This is a genomic window from Pseudomonas retamae, from assembly GCF_043496865.1.
Classification (GTDB): Bacteria; Pseudomonadota; Gammaproteobacteria; order Pseudomonadales; family Pseudomonadaceae; genus Aquipseudomonas; species Aquipseudomonas retamae.
Window position 1 is genome coordinate 251,574 of sequence record NZ_JBIEIL010000004.1, and the last position, 21,011, is coordinate 272,584.

Below are 21,011 nucleotides of genomic sequence, written 5' to 3' on the forward strand. Positions count from 1 at the left end.
CATCCTAACGCGCCCGCACCGTTTGATGCAGCCCCTTTACCGTCAGCGGGATGGACGGTGACGGCGAAACCCACTCTAATTAGCTTAGTGGCGAACTGACTGCTTCGTTGAGAGTCGAAGCGGTAACTTTTTTGCCTTCCCCTGCTTTCGAAAGGACGCCCATGTCGCTTTTCAAAATTGCCTCTGTGGCCGCTATCGCCCTGACTCTGGGCGCCTGTGCCAGCCTGTTCCAGCCCAACTACCGCACGCCGCTGGACACCAAACGCGATGCCTCGGAACAGCTCAAACCCGGCTGCGCCAATCCTGAGTGCCCACTGGTGAACATCGATACGTTGCGGTTCCCGGACGAGCCGGCACTGGACGGCATCATCGAAAAACGCCTGCTGCAGATGACCCGCACCGAGAAGAACGCCCCGGTCGCGCCGACCCTGGCGGCTTATCGCGAACAGTTTCTGGCCAGCGCCGGCCCGCGCTACAGCAGTTACCTGCAAGCGAAAGTACGCGAGCAGCATGACGGCCTGGTGATCATCGAGCTGTCGAGCTACCTCGACACCGGCGGTGCCCATGGCACACCGGGGCGCGGTTTCATCAACTATTCGCGTCAACAGCATAAAGTGCTGAACCTGTCCGACATGTTGCTGCCGGGCCAGGAAGAAGCTTTCTGGAAAGCTGCGCAGGTTGCGCACAACAGTTGGCTGATCAGCACCAAGCTCGATCAGGAGCCGGAGTTCGTGGCGAACTGGCCGTTCGTGAAAACGCCGAACGTGGCGCTGACCTACGGCGGCGTGATCCTCAAGTACGACGTGACCACCATTGCGCCTTACGCGCTGGGCCACGTCGAATTGAAGATTCCTTACCCGCGCCTGAATGGCATTCTCAAGCCTGAGCTGTTTCCCGGCCGTAACTGAAGGCCCGGCCCAGCACCAGCTGCAACAGCCCTGCCAGCACCAGCGCCGGCAGGGTTGCGCCGACATCCGGATACAGATTCGCCAGCAAGTGGTAAGTGCTCACGCCACCCAGCCAGGCCAACAATGCCGGCCAGCGCAACGCAGCTGATGCCACTTGGGCGCTGCGCTTGCGCAGGATGAAGTGATCCACCAGCACCACGCCGAACAGCGGCGCGAACACCGAGCCGATCAGCAAGAGGAAGTTCTGGTACTGCGCCAACGGCGCCAGCAGCGCGATCAGCGTGCAGATCACGCCGATGGCCAAGGCCAGATGCTCGACTTTCAGGCGCAACAGAATCCCGCTCGATACCGCTGCCGAATGAATGTCGGCGAAGGCGTTTTCCGACTCGTCCAGCAAGATCAGCAATAGCGGAATGCCCAGCCCGGCACCCGCCAGTGCCAGCAGCAGCGCGTTGACCTCACCGCTCGGCGCGAAAGCCAAGGTGTAGGCGACGCCAAGGCTCATCAGCCAGAAGTTACCGATGAAGAAACCCACAGCGGTGCCGCCGAAAACGTTCTTCGCGCGCTTGCCGAAACGCGAGTAATCGGCAATCAGCGGTAGCCACGACAGCGGCATGGCGATGGCAATGTCGAAGCCCACGGCGAACGGCATCGAACCATCACCGGCGCGCGCCCACAATGCAGCCAGATCGGCTTTGGCGAACAGGTTCCAGGTCAGCCAGAGGCAGGCGGCGAGCAACAGCCAGATGCCCCACTTGCGCAGGATCTGCCGCACAAACGTCAGCGGTCCACTGACCGCAAGCAGGGTCGCCAACGCGCCGAATAACAGGGTCCACAGCATCGGATTGGCCCACAGCGAGCCTTCGCTGAACGCACGGGTGCCGAGCAGGCTGGCAGCGTCGCGCATGACGATGATCTCGAACGAGCCCCAACCGATCAATTGCAGCAGATTAAGCAGCGCCGGCAGGCTCGCGCCTTTGTTGCCGAGGCTGAGTTTCAGCGCCGCCATAGAAGACAGGCCGGTGTCGCTGCCGATTACGCCGACGGCGGCCAGCAACAGCACACCGACCAGCGTGCCGAGGAAGATCGCCAGCAGCGAGCCGGACAGGCCCAGACCGGGAGCGAGCAAGGCGCCGGTCTGCAAAACCATCAAGCCGATGCCGAGGGAAAACCACAGGGAAAACAGATCGCGACCGCCGAAGACACGCTTGTCAGAGGGTACGGCGAGGTCGGGGGAATAAGTGCCGGGTTGAATGCTCAAGGGTGTTATCTCAAAGGAACAATTGTTGTTGTGTTGACCCGCCGTCCGATGATCGTTCCCACGCTCTGCGTGGGAATGCCTCCAGGGACGCTCCGCGTCCAGTGACGCGGAGCGTCACGGGCTGCATTCCCACGCGGAGCGTGGGAACGATCAGTGAGAACCGGGTCAGACTTTTTTATAAAGCTGACTGCCTTCCTGCTTGAACCGCTCGGCCTGTTCCGCCAGGCCTTTGGCAACGTCCACGTCGACTGCGTCGATACGCTGGTTCGCCGCGTATTCGCGGACTTCCTGGGTGATTTTCATCGAGCAGAATTTCGGCCCGCACATCGAGCAGAAATGCGCGACCTTGGCCGAGTCTTTCGGCAGGGTTTCGTCGTGGTAGGAACGCGCGGTGTCCGGGTCCAGGCCGAGGTTGAACTGGTCTTCCCAACGGAATTCAAAGCGCGCCTTGCTCAAGGCATTGTCACGAATCTGCGCGCCCGGATGCCCTTTTGCGAGATCCGCAGCATGCGCAGCGATCTTGTAAGTGATGATCCCGGTCTTCACGTCATCCTTGTTCGGCAGGCCCAGGTGTTCCTTCGGTGTCACGTAGCAAAGCATCGCGCAGCCGAACCAGCCGATCATCGCCGCACCGATGCCGGAAGTGATGTGGTCGTAACCCGGAGCGATGTCGGTAGTCAGCGGGCCGAGGGTGTAGAACGGCGCCTCGTCGCAGCACTCGAGCTGCTTGTCCATGTTCTCTTTGATCAACTGCATCGGCACGTGGCCCGGGCCTTCGATCATGCATTGCACGTCGTGCTTCCAGGCGATCTTGGTCAGCTCGCCGAGGGTTTCCAGTTCACCGAATTGCGCTTCGTCGTTGGCGTCGGCAATCGAGCCCGGACGCAGGCCATCGCCCAGCGAGAAGCTGACGTCGTAGGCCTTCATGATTTCGCAGATTTCGTCGAAATGGGTGTAGAGGAAGTTCTCTTTGTGGTGCGCCAGGCACCACTTGGCCATGATCGAACCGCCACGGGAGACGATGCCGGTGACGCGTTTGGCGGTCAGCGGCACGTAGCGCAGGAGCACGCCGGCGTGGATGGTGAAGTAGTCGACGCCCTGCTCGGCCTGTTCGATCAGCGTGTCGCGGAACAGCTCCCAGGTCAGGTCTTCGGCAACGCCGTTGACCTTCTCCAGCGCCTGATAGATCGGCACAGTACCGATCGGCACCGGCGAGTTGCGGATGATCCACTCGCGGGTTTCGTGGATGTGCTTGCCGGTGGACAAGTCCATCACCGTGTCCGAGCCCCAGCGAATGCCCCAGGTCAGTTTCGCCACTTCTTCTTCGATCGACGAACCCAGTGCGCTGTTGCCGATGTTGCCGTTGATCTTCACCAAAAAGTTACGGCCGATGATCATCGGTTCCAGTTCGACGTGGTTGATGTTGGCCGGAATGATCGCGCGGCCGCGGGCGATTTCTTCGCGGACGAACTCAGGGGTGATTTCTTTCGGGATGCTCGCGCCAAAGCTGTGGCCGGCGTGCTGCTGCTTGAGCAGGCCGGCCGCGCGGGCCTCTTGCAGCTTCATGTTTTCGCGGATGGCGACGTATTCCATCTCGGCGGTGATGATGCCTTTGCGCGCGTAGTGCATCTGGCTGACGTTGGCCCCGGCCTTGGCCCGGCGCGGGTTGTTGACGTGAGCGAAACGCAGCTTGGTCAGCTCGGCATCGGCCAGACGCTGCTGACCGAAGTTCGAGCTCAGGCCGGGCAGACGCTCGGTGTCGCCACGGTCGTCGATCCACGCCGAACGTACATCGCCGAGGCCTTTGCGCACATCGATGACCACGTTTGGATCAGTGTAGGGACCAGAGGTGTCGTAGACGGTGACCGGCGCGTTGATTTCGCCGCCGAAGTCGGTCGGGGTCACGTCCAGGCTGATTTCGCGCATCGGCACGCGGATGTCCGGGCGCGAGCCCTGAACGTAGACTTTTTGCGAACGGGTGAACGGCTTGACCGATTGCTCGTCGACCTTGGCCGAGTCACTCAGATTGATCGCGTTTTTTTCTTTTGTCGTCATCACGGGCTCTCCAGACAGCATCCAGCAGTGGATTGTCGGAGCAGAACCTGAGAGGCACGGACGCACCAGAACCGGTGCTGTGCATTCGTCATGGGGGGCGTTCGATTGTCGAACAATTTCCCGGACGAAGCACAAGAGGACTCGCCGGGTGACGAGAAATCTTGTTCCCTACGCAGGCGCTAACCTGATCAGGTTCAACGGGATCCGAAATTATTCGATCTCAGCCTCATAGCAAGGCACCCCGACAAGAACCCGGCCAGTCTAGACACAACCGCCAAGGAACGCCAACACCGCAGCGAACGCCTTGATGAATGGCATAAATACACCGGCGTACCCGATTGTTGCCGAAGCGATGCGCAACTACACTCGCTGTGCCCTGCCCAGCCTTGACGGTGTGCGGGCTGCGCCTTACCTTTGGCGCCCGGATTACTTCCATAATATTTAATGCTAGGGATCGCCTCATGCTGCGCAAACTTTCACTGGCTGTTGCCGTGTCTTGTGCGTCCACCGCAATGGCCTGGGCGGCCGAAGCGCCCTTGTCGACCAAAACCGATCTGGTCAGCGTCTATCAGGAAGCGGTCGACAACAATGCCGATCTGGCCGCCGCCCGCGCCCAGTACGGCGCGCAGAAAGAAGTGGTGCCACAGGCCCGCGCCGGCTTGCTGCCGAATCTGTCCGGTGGCGCCGAAGTCGCCGACGTGCGTACCTCGATCGACCAGCCTTCAGCGATTGCCAATCGCAGCGCTCATTCGTATCAGGCGACCCTCGCCCAACCGTTGTTCCGCGCCGATCGCTGGTTCCAGTACCAGGCCGCCAAGGACGTCAACGAACAGGCCGCCCTGCAACTCTCGGCGACCGAACAGAACCTGATCCTGCAAACCGCCGAAAGCTATTTCAATGTGCTGCGCAGCCAGGACAACCTCGCCTCGACCAAGGCCGAAGAAGCCGCGTTCAAGCGCCAGCTCGACCAGTCCAACGAGCGCTTCGACGTCGGCCTCTCGGACAAGACCGACGTGCTGCAATCGCAAGCCAGTTACGACACCGCACGGGCCAACCGCATCGTCGCGCAGCGCCAGGTCGATGATGCGTTCGAAGCGTTGATCACCCTGACCAACCGCCAGTACAACTCGATTCAGGGCATCGTCCACAGCCTGCCGATTCTGCCGCCGGCGCCGAACGATGCGAAGTCCTGGGTCGACACCGCGGCGCGACAAAATCTAAATCTGCTCGCCAGCAACTACGCCGTCAGCTCGGCTGAGCAAACGCTCAAGCAGCGCAAGGCCGGGCACTTGCCGACCCTCGATGCGGTGGCCAAATATGAAAAAGGTGACAACGACGCTTTGGGCTTTGCCAATCCGAATTCGTTTGGCGCGCCGTATGGCGGCAACGTCGAACAGAGCACGCTGGGCCTGCAACTGAACATCCCGATCTACAGCGGCGGGCTGACCAGTTCGCAAGTGCGCCAGTCCTACGCGCAACTGGATCAGAGCGAGCAGCAGCGCGAATCGCTGCGCCGTCAGGTGGTGGAAAACACCCGCAACCTGCACCGTGCGGTGAACACCGACGTCGAACAGGTACAGGCGCGCCGCCAGTCGATCATCTCCAACCAGAGCGCGGTGGAAGCCACGGAAATCGGTTACCAGGTCGGCACGCGCAACATCGTCGACGTGCTCGACGCGCAGCGTCAGCTGTACACCTCGGTGCGTAATTACAACAACACCCGCTACGACTACATCCTCGACAACCTGCGCCTGAAGCAGGCGGCGGGCACGCTGAACCCGGGGGACCTGCAAGACCTGCGACGTTATCTGAAAGCCGACTACAACCCGGACAAGGATTTCCTCCCGCCGGATCTGGCCTCAGCGGCCGAGGCGCAATTGAAAGCCCGGCCTTGAAATGAAAAAAAAGATCGTCCAGGGCATGCCCGGACGATCTTTTTTATGCCGCGCTTATTTGATCAGCCTGCCCAACCCCTCCAGCAACCGCAGCAACGCGCCCTGGTTGCGGCGCATCACCGCCAGCCCGGCCTCGGCCATGCGCTGCGCATCGCGCGGCAATTCGAACAAACGCTGCACCTCGACCGCCAGCCCTTCGGCATCGTCCACTTCGGCCAGTGCCCCGGCTTCGCGCAGTTGCGCGGCGATGTCGAGGAAGTTGAACAGGTGCGGGCCGCTGATCACCGGTTTTGCCAGCGCCGCCGGCTCCAGGAGATTGTGCCCGCCGTTGGCGACCAGACTGCCGCCAACGAATGCGCTGTCGGCCAAGGCATAGAGAAACAGTAACTCGCCCATGGTGTCGCCGAGCAGCACGCTCGTCTGCGCATCGACAATGGTCCCGGTCGAGCGACGTACCGTGGCGAAACCTTCGCGCTGACACAGGTCGAACACCGAATTGAAACGTTCGGGGTGGCGTGGCACCAGAATCAACAATGCATCGGGATGATTGGCCAACAGGCGACGATGGGCGTCGAGCACCACTTCGTCCTCGCCTTCGTGGGTGCTCGCGGCGATCCACACCGGACGCTCCAGCGCCTGCCACTGACCGCGCAGTTCGGCGGCGCGTTGCAGCAGTTGCGGGTCGATAGTCAGGTCGAACTTGATCGAACCGGTGACTTCGACGGTTTCCGGCCGCGCGCCCAGATCGCGAAAACGCTGAGCCTCGGCCTCGGTCTGCACGGCAAACAGACTCATTTCAGCGAGCATCGGCGCGGTCAGTTTGCTAAAACGGCCGTAGCCTTTGGCCGAACGCTGCGATAACCGACCGTTGGCCAGCGCCACCGGAATCCCACGCTTGGCGCACTGATGGATATGGTTGGGCCACAGCTCGGTTTCCATGATCACCGCGAGTTTTGGCTGGACGCGATCAAGAAAACGCGTCGCCGCGCACGGCAAGTCATAGGGCAGATAGCAGTGCTGGATGCGCGGCTCATTGGCGAACAGGGCCTGAATCCGCTCCGAACCGGTCGGCGTCATGCAGGTCACGGTGATCGGCAACTGCGGATAACGCTGCAGCAAGGCGCGGATCATCGGCGCGGCGGCAATGCTTTCGCCCACCGACACAGCGTGGACCCAGATCCCTCCGGGTCGCAGCGTCGGCATGTTGCAGGAGAAACGTTCGCCAATCCGTTTGGCATACGCCGGCGCCTTACGCGCGCGCAGCCACAGCCGAATCGCCACCAATGGCAGCCCCAGGTAAAACAGCGCGGTGTAGAGAGTTCTATTCATGGCGGCGGAGTTTATCGGCTTTTGTCGCCGATCGCGCGCAAGTGCACGGCAAAACGTTCGGCCAGCCAGCGCGCGGCCGGGCCAAGCGGCTCATCACGGCGCCAGACCAGTTCCACCACCAGTGCCGGCGGCGTCCATTCGCTGGCGAGTTCGACCATCTGCCCTTGATACGCCGAATACTGCACCACATGGCGTGGCAACCAGGCCCAACCGAGGTTGCGCACCAGCCATTCGGACATCACATAGAAACTGTCGGCGCGCCACACTTGTGGGCTGGCCGCTTCGTTGCCGGGGTAGACGCTGGTTTGCGTCGACATCAATAACTGCCGATGCTGCGCCAACTGCTGGCAAGTCACGTAAGGCTGCGCTGCCAACGGATGATGGATACCGCACACCGTGACCATTTCCACGCTGCCGAGCACACGCCGCTCGAGTGCTTCGGGGATTTCATCGTGATAGAACAACAAGCCAAGATCGGCGCGGCGCTCGACCAGTTTGCGCGCGACTTCACCCTGAGCGGCGCTGGTCAGTTGCACTTCGAGGCTGGGAAACTGCTCGGCCAGTTCACCGAAACTTTCCACCAGCGCCTGATACGGCATCGCCTCATCCTGCGCCACGCGCAACTGCGCTTCCTGACCACGCAGCATCGCCATGGCGCGGCCGTTGAGGCGTTCGCACTGACGCAAGACTTCCCGCGCCTCTTCGAGCAAGGCTTCGCCCGCTTCGGTAAGGCTTGGCTGACGCCCGCTGCTGCGTTCGAACAAGCTCACGCCCAAGTCAGCTTCGAGCATGGCGATGGCACTGCTGATGGCAGACTGCGCCTTGCGCTGCTGACGCGCCACGGCGGAGAACGAGCGCTGCTCAGCGACGCTGACAAACACCCTCAGTTGCTCGAAATTCCACTGCATGCGCCGGCAACCCATCTTGATTACAGATAGGTAATGACTTTACCCCATCTGATGCTCGACTAAAATGCGCCCCCAGCAAGCCACGTTTTATTTGAGGATTTCCATCATGAACGCCTACGCCTACCTCGCTATCGCGATCTGCGCCGAAGTGATCGCCACCGTGTCGATGAAAGCGGTAAAAGGCTTCAGCACGCCGCTGCCGCTGATTCTGGTGATCGTCGGCTACGCGATTGCGTTCTGGATGCTGACGCTGGTGGTGCGCACCGTGCCGGTCGGCGTGGCCTACGCCGTGTGGGCCGGCATGGGCATCGTGATGGTCAGTGTCGCAGCGCTGTTTCTGTACGGGCAAAAACTGGATATCCCGGCGATGCTGGGGATGGGGCTGATCGTGCTGGGCGTGGTCGTCATCCAGCTGTTCTCCAAAACCGCCGGCCATTAAGTCCAAACAAATTCCTGTGGGAGCGAGCCTGCTCGCGAATGCGGTGTGTCAGGCATCAGATATATCGACTGACACGCCCACTTCGCGAGCAGGCTCGCTCCCACAATGGTTTTGTATCTGTCCGGTTGATTTTCGACAAATCCGCCCCTTTCCCGAGTCTGTATACTGCGCCCTCGTCTTGAACACTGAGGTCGCTGCATGCCATCCGTTATTTCCACCGACGTTCTGATTGTCGGCGCCGGTGTCGCCGGCCTCTGGCTGAACGCGCGTCTGCGCCGTCAGGGTTTTTCGACCGTGCTGGTGGAAAGCGCCAGCCTCGGCGGCGGGCAAAGCATGAAGTCGCAGGGGATCATTCATGGCGGCGCCAAATACGCCTTGCATGGCGCACTGACCGGGGCGTCGGAAGCAATCGCCGACATGCCGCGGCGCTGGCGCGAAGCCCTGGCCGGCAACGGCGAGCTGGACCTGACCGGCGTGCGCCTGCTGTCCGAAGCCCATTACCTGTGGTCGCCGGGCACTCTGGCCGGCAACCTCACCAGTTTCTTCGCCAGCAAAGCCGTGCGTGGTCGCGTCGATCAGGTCAAGGGCGACGAACTACCGCCGGCTCTGCAAGACAAGCGCTTCAAGGGCAAGGTCTATCGTCTGGCCGAACTGGTGGTCGACGTGCCGAGCCTGATCCAGCGGCTGGCCGACCTGGCCGACGACGGCCTGCTCGCCGGGCAAAGCATCGAGCCGCTGCTGGAGGATGGCGTACTGGTCGGCCTGACGGTCGACGGCCGCGCCATTCATGCCCAGCGTATCGTCCTCAGTGCCGGTGCCGGCACGGCGCAATTGCTCGAAGCGCTCGGCCTCAGCCAACCGGCGATGCAGCGCCGGCCGCTGCACATGATCCTCGCCAAAGGCCCGGGCCTGAAACCGCTGTATGCCCATTGCCTGGGCGGCGGCACCAAACCGCGCATCACCGTGACTACCCATCCGGCCGCTGATGGCCAATGGGTCTGGTACATGGGTGGCGACATCGCCGAGAGCGAAGGCGTGCACCGCGATCCGGCCGAGCAGATCGCCACGGCGCAAAAGGAAATCGCTCAACTGCTGCCATGGATCGACCTCAGCACTACACAATGGGCGACCCTGCGTGTTGACCGCGCCGAGCCGCTGCAAACCGGGCTGACCCGGCCGGACAATGCGTTTCTCGCCGAACAGGGCCGTCTGCTGGTCGGCTGGCCGACCAAACTGGCACTGGCGCCGGACTTTGCCGATCGCGTCATCGCGGCGCTGGAACGCGACGGTATTGCGCCGCAAGTCACCGAGCCGCTGCCCCCGCTTCCGAAACCGCCGCTGGGCGTTCCGGCCTGGGAGCAACTGCTGCCATGACCATCGCCAATTTGCATGATCTCCATCGCCCATTGGGCAGCACCGGGCTGACGGTTTCGCCGCTGGGCCTGGGCACGGTCAAACTCGGCCGCGATCAAGGGGTGAAATACCCCAACGGTTTTGAGATTCCCGACGACGACGCCGCGCGCATGCTGCTGCGTCAGGCCCGCGAGCTGGGCATCAACCTGATCGACACCGCCCCGGCCTATGGCCGCAGCGAAGAACGCCTCGGCCCGCTGCTGCGCGGCCAGCGCCAGGACTGGGTAATCGTCAGCAAGGTCGGCGAAGAATTTGCCGACGGCCTGTCGCGCCATGACTTCAGCGCAGCGCATACGCGGATGTCGGTAGAGCGCAGCCTGCAACGTCTTGAAACCGATTTTATCGATCTGGTGCTGGTGCACTCCGACGGCAACGACTTGGCGATTCTTGAAAACGAAGAGGTTTACGCGACGCTGGCGGCGCTCAAGGCCGAAGGCAAGATTCGCGGCTTCGGCTTTTCCGGCAAAACCGTCGAGGGTGGTCTCAAAGCCCTCGAGCAAGGCGATTGTGCGATGGTCACCTACAATCTGAACGAACAAAACGAGAAGGCAGTCATTGACTATGCTGCTGCCCACGGCAAAGCCATTCTGGTGAAGAAAGCCCTGGCCAGCGGTCACGTCTGTCTGAGTCCGGGCGTGGATCCGGTGCGGGCCAGCTTCGAGTTGCTGTTCGCGCACGCTGGCGTAGCCAGTGCTATTGTCGGCACGATCAATCCGCTGCACCTCGCCCACAACGTTGCGACCGTTGCTCAGGTCCTTCGTGGTCACTGACGCCGCCCCGCGGCCATAAGCAGGAGCCGATATGCCGCGCACGCTCATCCGCAAGAATCCGAGTAACTTCAAGACCCTGCCGCTGTTCGTCGAAGCCACTGCCGAAGGCCTGAGCTACCAGAGCGTCGGCATGCCGCTGAATTTCGCGCAGACCCTGCAGCGGCGCAAACCGGTGAGCGTGGCCGATGCCGAGCACTTCTCGCTGGAACTGGCCAACCTCGGCGTCTCGGTGCGCCTGACCCTGCACTGGCAGAATCGCGATTACTGGGTGCTGGTGCGCCAGCGCCGCCAGGATCGTGGCGACGTGGTGCTGAAGCTGATTTCCGGTTATGTGCCGGCCCATGAGCTGAACATTCCACTGCACACAGCGATTCAGGAAATTGCCGAAGAGTGCCTGCTGGAAACGCCGGAAGGCTGGCTCGGCGGACGCTTCAATGACACCTGGCTGCCCGCGCCCTACTCGGCGGCCCTGCATTATCGCGAAGCGCTGCCGTTTCGCCTGACGCCTGCGTCCGGTTCGGCGCGGCCGGTGCGTTGCGCCAGTCTGCAATTGCTCGAACGACCGCGGGCCTATGTGCACCTGCCGACCGCCTCCCTGCAATTGATCTACGACTTGCGTCTGGACGTGCCCAAGGAAGCCAAGTCCCTGAGCCTGTTCCACGTTGACGAGCGCCTGGAAGGTGATCAACTGGTGGCCCGCCTCGATCGCAAGCGCCCCGACCTCTACCTGATGCCGCTCAAGGACGGCGCGCCAGTGGCCGAGTTGTACACGCTCAAGCGTGACAAGCTGGTTCCAGCCGGCACTCGCGGGCTCTATCTGGCCGAGAGTTTTGCCACTCAGCAAGGCTGGGTGGTGCGCGAGGAGCGGATCCGCTGGAAAGACTGGCTGGTGCAACAGGGTCTGCAACCGGCCAAAGCCCCGCGTTCGGGGCTCAAGCAATTGAGCATCAAGGCGCTGCGACTGGTGGGTCTGGGCAAAAAGAAACCGGCCAAGTCCTGAACTATCGCCGGCGGTCGAACCAGGTGCGCAGCGTGGCGAAGAAATGGAAGTAACGGTTCTCGCGCTTGCCCATGCCACGCTTGGGCGAGAACGACTCTTCGGCGAAGGCACCGGTAATGCGCACCCGTGACGCCTGGGTCGGCAGCGTGCAGATTTTCGCGCCGGCCTGCTGCAGCGCATATTTGAGCAAGCGCTCGGAGTGCAGCTTTCTGCCAGTCGCTTCGCAGAAGTCGAAGATCCGCTCGATGCGCTTGCCATAAGCGACGTAAGTGTCGCGCCCGCACACCGCGAAGCGGTCATTGAGCCCGCCCCACCACTGCCAGTCCGGAATATAGACATGCTGGCGCCGAGCCTGGGCATGATTGAACACATAGCCGGGCAGCGCCGTGTGGAAGAAATTGTCCGGGCGCACGTAAACGACGAAGTCCGGATCGAAGGCTTCGATCATCGTGGTCACGGTGTGCAGCGAATTGAGCTGATAAATCAGATTGCGCAGCGACGCATAGTCATCGGCCCAAGTATCGCCCAGTGACTTGACCCGTTCAAAATCCCAGCGCTCCAGTACGCCTTCGGTCGAAGTCAGCGTGCCGGTCATTGCCTCGAAAGGCTGGTAGTTGTCAGCGGCCAGCGCGCCTTGTTCACCGGAGCGCGCGTTTTGTACTTCATCAATCCTGTACAGATGATAAAAGCACTGCACCTCGCTGCCTGCCGGCAACTGCGCAAGGACGTTCTGTTCAATGGAGGGGAAGCAGATCGGCGAATTTCTCGGGATACCGAAAAAAGCCACGGCGATTTTCAACACTCAACAGCACCTTTTGATAGTCGTTCGGGCCTGCCGGCATCCGGATACACGATGTCGCTTACTTTCGTCGAAACAGCTTTTGCCACCAGCGCCGCGGTTGCAGCGGTATGGCGATGATATTCGATTGGCGCAGCCAGTCGCGCTCGTAGTCCCAGGCGTGCCCACCCCAGAGCTTCCCGGCTTCGTTGGAAAAACCCAGGGTCAGCAATTGATAGGTATAACCGGCCTCACCACGCAACCAGTCGAACAGCACCAGCGTATTGAAACCGGTGGACGGCCCGACATAGCGTTTACCGCCCGGACGGTCCACCGGGTAATGCCACAGCGGCGGCAGCGGGATCCGATCCCAATACATCGCCACGCGCGGCAGCGGGCACATCGGCGCAGCGCAGCCCACCAGCATGCTGAAACAGCGTTCGCCCGAACGTTCGAACATTTGCTGTACATGAGGCCCGTAGGGCAGTCCGAAAAAGTAGGCGTCCGGCGCGTTGTAACCGTGCACGAAGACATTGACGCTCTGCTCGTTGAGCAGCGTTGCCTTGATGCAGGTATTGAAGCTGACCACGACGTCATCGGCGCCAAGGTTAAGCGCCTGAAAATCCGCGGCGGTGATGGCCGGGTTATTGGCAATCAACACCACCCGCGCCGCACGACTGAGGCAGTCGCGCAGCTCTGCCGGCAATGCCTCGAACACCGCTTGATCGCCACCTGGCAGCGCATCCAGCGCCATGGGTTGATCCTTCATTTCAGACCGGCACCTTCATCCCGTAACGCACTTTCACCCACCACTGCGTGAAGGCTGAGGGCGGTTGCCATGGGCGCATCTCGCGCTGGATTTCAGCCGCGAGGGCCTGACCGACACGGGCGAACGAATAACGGCTCTCGGCAAACGCCTGACCATTGCGGGCAATGCGTTCGGCCAGTTCGGGATCGCTCTGCAGCAGCTTGATCTTCTCTACCGCTTCTTCTTCGCTGCGATAGAACACGGTGTTGTGCATGTCTTCGAAACCGAGCAAGCGGTCTTCTTCGCCCTGGCTCCAGGCCAGCAGCACGCAGCCGCAGGCCATGGCCTCGAAGTTCTTGATCATGAACTCGTTCATGCCGATGTCGGCGCTGACGAAAATGCGGATGCGGTTGAGGGTCTGCAGGTATTCATCGCCGGATTTGGTGCGCGTTACCAGCATCCCGGTCCGCCGCGAAAGCGACTCGAGCATGGCCTTGCGCTCGGCGTATTCGGTGCTTTTCAGGCTGCCGAGAAAACCCACAGGGATGTCGCGTTCGACGCCCGTATTGTGCAGCATCTGCTCGTCGTAACCCTTGGACACGAACACCGTGTCGATGCCCTCGGCGAGCATCTTGCGCGCGACCACTGCCCCGGACACCAGCGCCCGGCAACTCGGCAACCGCCGGTACAACCGCGAATACACGCCACGATACTTACTCGCCGGCATGTAGTTCTGATAGGCGTCGTGTTCAAGGAAAACCAGCCCCGGAATGCACTTGAGCACCCGTAACTGCGGGGCCAGGCGCTTGACGCGGGAGAAGATCACCACGCGATCGAAGGTCTGATAATTCACCGAGGCCAGAAACGGCCCCAGGTTCATCTGCTGCTGCTTGCTCAAACGATGGATGACACATTCATCACAGTTCTGCTGCACGATGTCGTAGAGCCGGTCGAGAATGACTCGCTGTTCGTCCATCACCAGGAGCATGACTTTCATAAGTTATTGACCACGCGACATTGGCAGGCACGCGCAGCGGATTCAAACCTGCCAACTTCAACGGAAACGGTGAGATCCCCAAGGCAAAATCCGTTCACACGCAGTACACAACGGTAAAGATTCATCTGGTCAGCGACTGCGGATCTTCTCGACAATCGCAGTCGTCGAGCTGTTTTCCACCAGTCCCAACACCTTCACGGTGCCGCCGTAAGCGCTGACGATATCGGCGCCGACCACCTGATCGATGCCGTAATCACCGCCCTTGACCAGCACGTCCGGCTTGACCTCGCGCAGCAGGTTTTCCGGGGTGCCTTCAGAGAAACTGATCACCCAGTCCACCGCACCGAGCCCGGCGAGCACCGCCATGCGCCGGTCCACGCTGTTGATCGGTCGGCCCGGCCCTTTCAGGCGGCTGACCGAGGCATCATCGTTGACTGCGACGATCAAGCGATCGCCCTGCGCCCGCGCCTGCTCCAGGTACGTCACATGCCCGGCGTGCAGAATGTCGAAGCAGCCGTTGGTGAACACGATTGTCTCGTTGTGCGCGCGGGCATCGGCTACCGCCAGCAGCAATTGCTCAAGGCCCAGGACACCACGCTCGGAGCCTTCTTCGCGCTGGATGGCGCGACGCAGTTCCGGGGCGCTGATCGCAGCCGTACCGAGTTTGCCGACCACAATGCCAGCGGCCAGATTGGCCAGCGCGACCGCATGGGGCAGGTCTTCACCGGCAGCAATCGCTGCGGCGAGAGTGGAAATCACCGTATCACCGGCACCGGTGACGTCGAATACTTCGCGGGCTCGAGCCGGCAGGTGCAGCGCCGGTTGATCCGGGCGCAGCAGAGTCATGCCGTGTTCGCCGCGGGTTACCAGCAGCGCACCGAGCTCGAGGTCGTGCATCAGCGTGGCGCCTTTGCTCACCAGCTCATGCTCATCGACGCAGCCGCCGACGATGGCTTCGAATTCACTGAGATTGGGAGTGATCAGGCTGGCGCCGCGATAGATCGAGAAATCCTTGCCTTTCGGATCGGCCAGCACCGGAATGTTCTTCGCACGGGCGGCCTGGATCAGCGCCTGATGGTTTTTCAGCGCGCCTTTGCCGTAATCGGAAAGTACCAGCACCTTGATGCCTTCAAGCAAGTCATCGACCTGCGAGCCAAGGGCCAGCGCATCGGTGGCGAACGGCTCTTCGAAATCGATACGCAGCAACTGCTGGTGCCGACTCATGACCCGCAGCTTGACGATGGTTGGCTGGTGCGCGATGCGCTGGAACAAGGCTCGTACGCCTGCGCCCTTGAGACTGTTGCTCAGGCTGTCGGCGGCTTCGTCATCACCGGTCACACCGACCAGCGACGCCGGCGCACCCAGCGCGGCAATGTTCAGGGCAACGTTGGCGGCACCGCCCGGGCGGTCTTCGATCTGCTCGACCTTGACTACCGGCACCGGCGCCTCAGGGGAAATCCGTGAGGTTCCGCCATGCCAGTAGCGGTCGAGCATGACATCGCCGACTACCAAGACCGGGGCTTGATCGAAACGCGGCATGGACAACTTCATGGAGCAACCCACATACAAAATGAACAGGGGCGCGATATTAACACAGGGTAAAGCGCCGTCCGCCTCAATCTCAAAGGTCGCGTACCCAGAACAATTCGTGGCGCCGCACAGCCTTGCGGAAAAACTCGTTTTTGCCTGTGACAGGCCAGCGCCGACCTGCCAGGCCCTGCTGAATCCAGCGACGCAGTTTGCGCTTGAACACCTCAGCGCCCTGCAGATCATGCTCCATGGCCAGCGCCATGGCTTTATCGAGTTGCACCGGTGCCGACAGCTGCGGACTCCACAAGCGGTCGGCCGGCAATGGCTCGATCGCCGGCGGCAGCGCGATACCGCAACCTGCGGCGCCCATCGGCCAGCGATCGTTGTCGTGCAGATGATTGGCGTACATGAGCAGCGTGGTCGGCTTCCACTGACTGCGGCTGACTGCCTCGAGCAGCGCTTGCGTCGACGCCACATGATCACTGTGCGGATCAAGCTGGGGATGTGGAGTCACCAGCACTTCGGGGCGATAGTGCTCAAGCAGCGCGGTCAGATCAGCGAGCAGATTTTCCCAGGTCGGCTGGCCGTCGGCATCGGCGGGCAGGCGCATCGGATTGTGCCGCCGCACACTGCGCACGTCGCTTTCCTGCGATTCGCGGGAGCCGAACGCTGTCGTCGGCGCTGCGGCCATTGCCGGCAGCTGCAGGCAGTAGTAACCCAATTGCACGCAACGCTCGGCGGGCACGCCACCCCAGAGTGGGATCACCAGGCTGTCCCAACTGCGCAAGCGCCCCTTCAAGCTTGCCGCTGCGGCCTGATCGAGCCCCAGCCGCTGATACTCTTCGGCTTCGATTTCGCCTTGGGTCAGGGTGACGATGCTGACGTCATCGCAACGGCTGTAAAGGCCGAACGCCGCGAGTTCGGCATCGTCGGCATGCGGCGCGATGACCATGACTCGCTGCTGGCTGAAATCGGGGTTGGCCATGACCCACAGCACGCCTGTCGCCGCGGACACGCAATGATGGCCGCGCAGCGTCAGCGAACCCTGCGCCAAAGCCGCTTCCTGACCGGACAGATTGAGGAAGCGCCGACCGCGCACTCCGCGCTCGAATTCCTGACGATCATCACCGACCTGAACATACGGGTCGAGCCAGCGACCCAGCCATGTTGATTTCAGTTCCAGCTCCAGCACCAGCGTCTCGCCCGGCGCCAGCGGCTCACTCAGGCGCACCACGCCGCCGTCGACGCCCACGGTCTGGCGCGCAGTTTGCTCGGGGAAATCGTATTGATAATTGTCAGATGGCCGATAGAACAGATGATCGGCGAACCACGCCTCATGAGCGATCCAGGCCAGCACCAGCAACAGCGGCACCAGCCACCACTTGATCAGGAAACCGATCAGCAGCAGCGCCAGCACAAAGCCGATCAGGAACAGGCGCTTGTTGCGTCGGTGGGCCTTGAGGAGTTGCTGCTTGCGTGCGCTCATCGATTCAGACCTTGTAGACCGGCACCGTGTGGCACCAGCGATCCTTGTATTCTCGGTCGGCACGGCCGAACGAGTAACGCAGCGGCTTGCCCAGCGCCTGGGCGTCGGCCCACGCCTGCTGGGTGTTGACGAAACTCAGCACGCTGCCGGGGCTGAATTCGCGGCTTTGCGGATCGACGCCACCGTTGACGTATTCCAGCGAAACCCACTGCGGTGCCTCGACGCGGTACAACACCTGAATGGCCACCGGCGCCGAATCGAGCATCACCACCGAGCCGGTCATGAACTCGCGCAACAAGCTGAAGACTTCAATCAGCCCGGCCTTGCCCGGCACTTCGAACCCCCAGCGGCGCTCAAACAGATCGCCGTAAGCAGCGGCCTGTTCCTGCGCGGTCAAGTCGGCCATCGGCACCAGCGACCCGCCCGCTTCTTCCAGCAGGCGCTGCTCGCGGCGCTGGTTGTAGCGGAATTTCTTCGAATACTCTTCGGGCAATCGCGCCAGAGCCAAGCCTTCAGGCTGCGGTTTCAAGGTGCTGATCTGCGCGGCATTGAGTTGCGACACGTACGCCATGCGCTGGCGCACCGGCACCACCACGTCGGCAGCAATCGGCAGGATGATTTCCGCATTGCCCAAGTCGAGCAAGCCGCGCTTGCCCTCGCGCTTGAGCACTTGTTTGGACAACGCGACGTGCCGCCCCCAGCACGGTACGGCGGCGACGATTTCACCGCCGACCAGCCAGCCCAGATAGCGCAACTCGATATCCACGAAGCTCGACAAGCGCTCGACCACGTCGGGATGCGTCGCAAAACTGCCGCCGAAACGCTGCCAGGCCTGGGCGTAACTGTCACGGTCGATCTCGGTCCAGCCGCGCTCACGAAAGCTGCGAAACACCGTCAGCATACGTCGGTCGCGTGGGTCGGCTGAGGTTCGTCACCTTCTTCGAATTCCTTGGCGTGCAGTCGTGCGTAATAGCCGTTTTGCTCGAGCAATTGCGCGTGAGACCCGCGCTCGACAATTCGCCCTTCGTCCATCACCAGAATCAGGTCGGCTTTTTCGATGGTGCTCAGGCGGTGTGCAATGACCAGCGTGGTGCGGTTTTGCACAACATGATCCAGCGCCGCCTGAATGTGCCGCTCCGATTCGGTGTCGAGGGCCGACGTGGCCTCGTCGAGAATCAGCAGCGGCGCATCCTTGAGCAAGGCGCGGGCGATAGCAATGCGCTGACGCTGACCGCCGGACAACAACACGCCATTCTCACCGACCATGGTTTCGTAACCCTGGGGCATCTTGGCGATGAATTCATCGGCGTAAGCCTCGCGGGCCGCACGTTTGACTTCATCCAGCGGCGCACCGGCCAGGTCGCCGTAAGCGATGTTGTTGGTGACCGTGTCGTTGAACAGTGTCACGGCCTGGGTCACCAGCGCGATCTGACGGCGCAGGCTGCGCAGGGTGAAGTCCTGGACTTCAACGCCATCGAGCAGAATCTGCCCGTGCTCATGCTGATAGAAGCGCGGAATCAAACCAGCGAGGGTCGATTTGCCGCTGCCCGAGCGCCCGACCAGTGCGACCATCTGCCCCGGCTCGACGCTGAAGCTGATGTCGTTGAGCACCGGTTTGTCGGTGTCCGGGTACTGGAAGCTCAGGTTGCGCACTTCCAGGCGCCCTTGAAGACGATCGCGCTCGACGCTGCCCTGATCCACTTCGGCCGGCTCGTCCAGTTGCTCGAAAATGCTTTCGGCACCGGCCACGCCTTTCTGAATCGTCGAGCTGACTTCCGACAACTGCCGGATCGGCTTGGGCAAAAGACCCGCCATGGTGATGTAGGCCACCAGATCACCGGGCGAGGCGTCGCCGCGAAGATACAGCACGAGGAACATGACTACGGCCATGGCGCTGTACGTCACCAACTGCAGCATCGGCGTGTACACCGCACCGGTTTTGGTCATGGTCAGTTGCTTGTCGGTATTGCTCTGGCTGGCATCGCGAAAGCGCTGCTTTTCATAGGTTTCGCCGCCGAAGCTGCGCACCACGCGATAACCATGAATGGTCTCGGAGGCGACATGCGTGACGTTGCCCATCGACACCTGGATCTTCTTGCTCTGCTTGCGGAATTTCTTGCTGGTGCTGTTCACCATGATGCCGATGACCGGCAGGATCGCCACCATCACCAGGGTGAGCTTCCAGTTCATCCACAACAGCGTGCAGAACAGAAAGATCACGGTCATGCCTTCGCGGATGACCACTTTGATCGCGTCCGTTGCCGCGCCGGTGACCATGGTCACGTTGAAGGTGATGCGCGAAATCAGATGACCGGAGTTGTTCTTGTCGAAGAAGCGGTTGGGCAATTCGAGCAATTTATTGAACAACACGACCCGCAGGTCATGCACCAGCCCAAGAGAAACCCGGGCGAGAAAGAAGTTACCCAGATACGAACCCACGCCCTGCAACAGGGCGATGAACACAATCATCAGCGGCACGGTTTGCAGCAATTGCAAATCGCCCAGATAAGGGTTGCCCGGGAACAGACTGGCTTCAGGATTGGCCAGACCGTCGACGAAGTACTTGAGGATGTAGGCGAGCATCGGCTGGGTCGATGCGAAAATCAGAAACCCGACGATGCTGAGGAAAAAAAGACCGGCATAGGGCCGCACGTAAGCCAAAAGGCGGAAGTAGATCGCCAGCGTTGACTGGGCTTTCGGTTCAGGACTGCTCATGGTGATCCGCACAATTCAGTGAGGCGGGGATGATATCACAGGCCTTTTTTCCCCGATAAACATGACGGCGCGCCAGCCTTTGACCAAGTCGGTTAAGATACGCCGCTAACGATGGGGAGCCCGCTATGCAATCGATTGACCACAGCACTTACGAGGCACTGCGCAAAGGTGCACAGGTACTGGAGGCCGACGGTTCCGGCGACAAAGTGTTGAAGCTGGCCGACGGCCGCATGCTCAAGCTGTTCCGTCGCAAGCGCTTGCTCAGCTCGGCGCTGTTCTTCCCTTACGCGCAGCGTTTTGCCAACAACACCCGCGCGCTGCAGCAACGCGGCATTCTTTGCCCGCAAGTCATCGCGGTCTATCGCATCCCGAGCATCGAGCGCGACGGCGTTTACTACCATCCGCTGGAAGGCAACACGGTGCGCCAGTTACAAGGTTCGGCCGAAGATGGTGATTCACTGAGAATGCAGCTGGGCAGCTATTTCGCCCTGCTGCATGAGAAAGGCGTGTACTTCCGATCGCTGCACTTCGGCAACGTGGTGCTGACCCCGGACAACCACCTTGGCCTGATCGACATCGCCGACCTGCGCTGCCAGAAGCGTGCGCTGAGTGACAGCAAACGCCTGCGCAACTTTGCGCATTTGCTGCGCTACAAGGAAGACCGTCAATGGTTGCTCGGCGACGACGCCGGCGACAGCTTTATCGAAGGCTACCGCCAGGCACTGCCGAGCAACCGACAGGCGCCACTGATCTCGCGCCTGCGGCCGTTGCTGGTGTAA

Annotated in this window: 18 protein-coding genes and 1 riboswitch; of the genes, 7 read left to right on the forward strand and 11 right to left on the reverse strand. The window is 61.5% G+C overall.

Annotation, left to right across the window (positions count from 1 at the left end; genetic code table 11):
• Positions 1–161: 161 nt before the first annotated feature.
• Positions 162–908, forward strand: coding sequence for an RsiV family protein (locus ACGSLL_RS09950; RefSeq protein ID WP_208938988.1), 747 nt, complete (start codon positions 162–164; stop codon positions 906–908).
• Here ACGSLL_RS09950 and cytX read toward each other — a convergent pair.
• Together cytX and thiC are read right to left on the reverse strand one after the other, a co-directional pair.
• The gene (gene cytX, locus ACGSLL_RS09955; protein ID WP_394505365.1) at positions 877–2,169 is read right to left on the reverse strand and encodes a putative hydroxymethylpyrimidine transporter CytX; all 1,293 of its coding nucleotides are present in this window, start codon (positions 2,167–2,169) and stop codon (positions 877–879) included. The genes ACGSLL_RS09950 and cytX overlap by 32 nt on opposite strands.
• A 165-nt stretch (positions 2,170–2,334) precedes the next feature.
• Complete coding sequence (thiC, locus tag ACGSLL_RS09960) at positions 2,335–4,224, reverse strand: phosphomethylpyrimidine synthase ThiC (protein WP_186619565.1); 1,890 nt, start codon at positions 4,222–4,224, stop codon at positions 2,335–2,337.
• Between the two features lie 148 nt (positions 4,225–4,372).
• Positions 4,373–4,478: riboswitch (TPP riboswitch) on the reverse strand.
• Between the two features lie 207 nt (positions 4,479–4,685).
• Between thiC and ACGSLL_RS09965 the strand changes: the two genes are divergently transcribed.
• Complete coding sequence (locus ACGSLL_RS09965) at positions 4,686–6,119, forward strand: TolC family outer membrane protein (protein ID WP_332765297.1); 1,434 nt, start codon at positions 4,686–4,688, stop codon at positions 6,117–6,119.
• A 54-nt stretch (positions 6,120–6,173) separates the two neighbouring features.
• Here the strand turns inward: ACGSLL_RS09965 and waaA are convergent, their stop codons facing one another.
• Both waaA and ACGSLL_RS09975 read right to left on the reverse strand, forming a co-directional pair.
• Positions 6,174–7,448: a lipid IV(A) 3-deoxy-D-manno-octulosonic acid transferase gene (gene waaA / locus ACGSLL_RS09970; protein WP_394505368.1), complete on the reverse strand. Its 1,275-nt coding sequence runs from the start codon at positions 7,446–7,448 to the stop codon at positions 6,174–6,176.
• Positions 7,449–7,459: 11 nt separating this feature from the next.
• Positions 7,460–8,356 carry a LysR family transcriptional regulator gene (locus ACGSLL_RS09975; RefSeq protein WP_394505370.1) on the reverse strand — a complete coding sequence of 299 codons (897 nt, stop codon included), beginning with the start codon at positions 8,354–8,356 and terminating at the stop codon, positions 7,460–7,462.
• A 106-nt stretch (positions 8,357–8,462) separates the two neighbouring features.
• Here ACGSLL_RS09975 and ACGSLL_RS09980 point away from each other — a divergent pair, with 106 nt between their 5' ends.
• The 4 genes from ACGSLL_RS09980 to ACGSLL_RS09995 all read left to right on the forward strand — a co-directional run bounded on the left by ACGSLL_RS09980 (position 8,463) and on the right by ACGSLL_RS09995 (position 11,978).
• On the forward strand, positions 8,463–8,795 hold the full coding sequence (locus tag ACGSLL_RS09980) for a DMT family transporter (protein ID WP_394505372.1): 333 nt from the start codon (positions 8,463–8,465) through the stop codon (positions 8,793–8,795).
• A 198-nt stretch (positions 8,796–8,993) separates the two neighbouring features.
• The gene (locus tag ACGSLL_RS09985; RefSeq protein WP_394505374.1) at positions 8,994–10,169 is read left to right on the forward strand and encodes an NAD(P)/FAD-dependent oxidoreductase; all 1,176 of its coding nucleotides are present in this window, start codon (positions 8,994–8,996) and stop codon (positions 10,167–10,169) included.
• Entirely contained in the window at positions 10,166–10,978 is an 813-nt protein-coding gene (locus ACGSLL_RS09990; RefSeq protein WP_394505376.1) for an aldo/keto reductase, read from the forward strand. The genes ACGSLL_RS09985 and ACGSLL_RS09990 overlap by 4 nt, the downstream gene beginning before the upstream one ends.
• A 31-nt stretch (positions 10,979–11,009) precedes the next feature.
• Positions 11,010–11,978 (forward strand): metal ABC transporter ATPase, encoded by a 969-nt coding sequence (locus ACGSLL_RS09995; RefSeq protein ID WP_394505378.1) that lies wholly within the window; start codon positions 11,010–11,012, stop codon positions 11,976–11,978.
• Position 11,979: 1 nt separating this feature from the next.
• Here ACGSLL_RS09995 and ACGSLL_RS10000 read toward each other — a convergent pair whose 3' ends face one another.
• From ACGSLL_RS10000 to msbA, 7 genes are all read right to left on the reverse strand, one after another.
• Entirely contained in the window at positions 11,980–12,780 is an 801-nt protein-coding gene (locus ACGSLL_RS10000) for a hypothetical protein (RefSeq protein WP_394505380.1), read from the reverse strand.
• A gap of 58 nt (positions 12,781–12,838) precedes the next feature.
• Positions 12,839–13,525 carry a hypothetical protein gene (locus tag ACGSLL_RS10005; protein WP_394505382.1) on the reverse strand — a complete coding sequence of 229 codons (687 nt, stop codon included), beginning with the start codon at positions 13,523–13,525 and terminating at the stop codon, positions 12,839–12,841.
• Position 13,526: 1 nt separating this feature from the next.
• Complete coding sequence (locus tag ACGSLL_RS10010; protein WP_394505384.1) at positions 13,527–14,501, reverse strand: glycosyltransferase family protein; 975 nt, start codon at positions 14,499–14,501, stop codon at positions 13,527–13,529.
• Positions 14,502–14,630: 129 nt separating this feature from the next.
• Positions 14,631–16,052 carry a bifunctional D-glycero-beta-D-manno-heptose-7-phosphate kinase/D-glycero-beta-D-manno-heptose 1-phosphate adenylyltransferase HldE gene (gene hldE / locus ACGSLL_RS10015; RefSeq protein ID WP_394505386.1) on the reverse strand — a complete coding sequence of 474 codons (1,422 nt, stop codon included), beginning with the start codon at positions 16,050–16,052 and terminating at the stop codon, positions 14,631–14,633.
• 70 nt (positions 16,053–16,122) lie between these two features.
• Positions 16,123–17,517 carry a PIG-L deacetylase family protein gene (locus ACGSLL_RS10020; RefSeq protein ID WP_394505388.1) on the reverse strand — a complete coding sequence of 465 codons (1,395 nt, stop codon included), beginning with the start codon at positions 17,515–17,517 and terminating at the stop codon, positions 16,123–16,125.
• Between the two features lie 4 nt (positions 17,518–17,521).
• On the reverse strand, positions 17,522–18,418 hold the full coding sequence (locus ACGSLL_RS10025; protein ID WP_394505390.1) for a GNAT family N-acetyltransferase: 897 nt from the start codon (positions 18,416–18,418) through the stop codon (positions 17,522–17,524).
• Positions 18,412–20,232, reverse strand: coding sequence for a lipid A export permease/ATP-binding protein MsbA (gene msbA, locus ACGSLL_RS10030; RefSeq protein WP_394505392.1), 1,821 nt, complete (start codon positions 20,230–20,232; stop codon positions 18,412–18,414). The genes ACGSLL_RS10025 and msbA overlap by 7 nt, the downstream gene beginning before the upstream one ends.
• A gap of 125 nt (positions 20,233–20,357) precedes the next feature.
• Between msbA and ACGSLL_RS10035 the strand changes: the two genes are divergently transcribed.
• Positions 20,358–21,011: a protein kinase family protein gene (locus ACGSLL_RS10035; RefSeq protein WP_394505394.1), complete on the forward strand. Its 654-nt coding sequence runs from the start codon at positions 20,358–20,360 to the stop codon at positions 21,009–21,011.